The sequence below is a fragment of the Bartonella sp. AA1HLJMS genome (genome assembly GCF_042197445.1).
Classification (GTDB): domain Bacteria; phylum Pseudomonadota; class Alphaproteobacteria; order Rhizobiales; family Rhizobiaceae; genus Bartonella.
On record NZ_JBHIRW010000119.1, the window covers coordinates 1 to 2,299 of the forward strand.

The following is a 2,299-nucleotide window of genomic DNA, read 5'->3' on the forward strand; positions in this document are numbered from 1 at the left end:
AACCGTTCTATCAACCTTCTCAAAGCCTATCGGCAAAAGTTGACCATCAGCACTGATCTGATAAAAGCCACCATCACCAGCAAAAAAAGCATCACTCCCACGACACGCTATAGAGGCTGCACTGCGGGATCCACGCTTGTCTTGAAGCTTTTGAAAAATAAAGGGGACTTTAGAGCCTAGCGTAAAACAACCAGCATAAATAGCAGAACGCAAAAAAACGAGGGGATTGCTCGATTCCGTTGCCCCTTGAACATATTCTCCATCATTAAAATTATGATAATAACAATCTTTATCACCTACCGTCCAATGAGTTGCATCATTCAAACCCGACCAATGGATGCGATTGGGATGATCTGTTAATTGCATCAAACAAACAAAATCACCCCAAACCTTCACCAATCCTGCTTTCGGGGGATTGCCTCCTAAATCTTCAAACCGTTCAGAGCTATGAGTATTAAAGACTTGTGGTTTATCATTTTTATTCACCGCAATAATAGTTTCACCAAATAATGCAAACGACCATTTATTCTCTTCATTTGCTTGATAGGTCACACCACTTTGACTTATGTCTTTCCAACCCTTCGTTTGACTATCATAACTGTAAAGCTTTTTGGCTCCTCCTACGATTATCTTAACACCATTGCCACTTCTAAAGGCTATGCACCCCAACGGCTTTTCTTCTAAAGCATGAGACACTACCACTGCATTAGGCATCGGAATATAACAGCCATCAGCCGGTAAAACATTCACAAGCGTATCCGTAAAGCTACCGTTGACGACCGAAACATCTGGTCTGTAATCAGCGATTGGAAAATAAACCATCTTAGAAATCCGTTGGTATTATTCTGGTCACGTTATGACGTTGAGACGTCTCTGCACGCAATTCATGCAACTGTTCGTTAAAGTCATTGTAAGCTGCCGTTGCACAATCGGGGTCTTTCAAGATATTCTTGTACAGTTCATATTTTGCACGCGCTTTAATCAAATCAAACGCGTGCACAAACCATGGATGCTCCTCATCAACACTCTCTATCTCTGATAAACGCAATGGAGAGAGAATGAGTTGAATCTGATAGGCTTTATCCGGCGTGGGATAAAGATGTAATTTCCTATCAAAATAACTGTAACAAACCGGCGTTCCTTGCTGCTCTGATGATAACAAAGGCTCTAAAGAAACATGGTCCTTACATTCCAAGGCAAACTTATGATGTTGATCAGAACTCAGATAACACATTGATTTATAATGATAATATAGCGTTATTCATATTGAATTAGAATCCCGAATAACGTAAGATTCTCTCATTTCAAATCTGTTTATCTTGAATCAACTAAAACCACTCATTTGTACATAACAAGTGGGATGAGTGTATGGATAAAATTTGTATAAGAAAGGACTAAAAATGGCTCTTATGAACCGTCTTAATGCAAGGGCTGTCGCAACATTGGGAGCTGGCAAATATAATGATGGTGCCGGCTTGTTACTTCATAAGCGTAAAGATGGTGGTGCTCAATGGATTTACCGTTTTACCATTCATGGTCGGCGCCGTGAAATGGGCTTGGGTGCCTTGAGAGATGTCTCTTTAAAACAAGCCCGTGAATTGGCAACTGGGTGGCGCTCTGTTCTTCGTGAAGGTCGTGACCCCATTAAAGAACGCAATAAACAAAAGCGTGAGGCAATAAGTAATCTCCATTATTTAAAAGATATCGCGTTGGATGCTTTTGAAAGCCGTAAAGCTGAACTAAAAGGAGATGGTAAAGATGGGCGTTGGTTTTTACCCTTAAAACTCCATATTCTCCCCAAATTAGGTTGCCTCCCCGTTTCAGAGATTACACAAACAGAGATACGCAATACACTTGCTCCCATTTGGCATACAAAAGCAGCAACAGCTGATAAAGCTCTTACCCGCCTTAATATTTGTCTCAAACATGCGGCTGCTTTGGGTTTGGATGTTGATTTACAAGCAACAGAAAAAGCACGCGCTCTCTTAGGTAAACAACGCCATAAAACGCAAAATTTTCCAGCTATGGATTGGAGAGATGTCCCTGCCTTTTATAAAACACTTTGCGAAGCATCAACCTTAACACAACTGGCTTTGCGTTTGCTTATTTTGACAGGCGTTCGTACCAACCCTTTGTGTCATATTCATAAAGATCAAATTGATGGCGATATCTGGACAATCCCTGCTGAAAATATGAAAGGTCGACGTGATACTACAGAAGAGTTTCGCGTGCCTTTATCAACTGAAGCATTAGACATTTTAAAACAAGCACGATTGCTTTCTCGTAATGATTTCTTTTT

At 40.7% G+C, this 2,299-nt stretch carries 1 protein-coding gene and 2 pseudogenes; 1 reads left to right on the forward strand and 2 read right to left on the reverse strand.

What is annotated here, in order from left to right; all coding sequences use genetic code 11:
• Positions 1–822, reverse strand: a pseudogene (locus ACFIQE_RS09695) (hypothetical protein); the annotation flags it as partial.
• Between the two features lies 1 nt (position 823).
• Positions 824–1,228 (reverse strand): annotated as a pseudogene (locus tag ACFIQE_RS09700) (hypothetical protein); the annotation flags it as partial.
• A 172-nt stretch (positions 1,229–1,400) separates the two neighbouring features.
• Between ACFIQE_RS09700 and ACFIQE_RS09705 the strand changes: the two are divergent.
• Positions 1,401–2,299: tyrosine-type recombinase/integrase (locus ACFIQE_RS09705; RefSeq protein ID WP_375707637.1), on the forward strand; the 899-nt coding region annotated here is incomplete at its 3' end.